Below are 231 nucleotides of genomic sequence, written 5' to 3' on the forward strand. Positions count from 1 at the left end.
ATTCAACCCATACTCAAAATGAGCCATTCCTATACCCATATCAATATTACCCAAATTCATTTCCACGGATTTTGTATTTTGATAAAACCGTATTATATTATCTTTTTTTACTAGTCTCCATGGTTGCTTGTTTAGAGCTGAAGGAGCTAATCTAACAGCTTCATATGCATCATATAACACATCGTCTCTTGAAATTGATAAAGAACTTGGTAATTCCTTATCAATTTCAAG

The 231-nt window shown here is 32.0% G+C and carries 1 protein-coding gene; it reads right to left on the minus strand.

The window, feature by feature from the left end; translation table 11 throughout:
* Positions 1-231, minus strand: a 231-nt coding sequence (locus tag AACQ14_RS24060) for a nitroreductase family protein (protein WP_339366070.1), incomplete at both ends; no start/stop codon positions are given.

This window comes from Vallitalea maricola, from assembly GCF_036985595.1.
In the GTDB taxonomy this organism is placed as follows: domain Bacteria; phylum Bacillota; class Clostridia; order Lachnospirales; family Vallitaleaceae; genus Vallitalea; species Vallitalea maricola.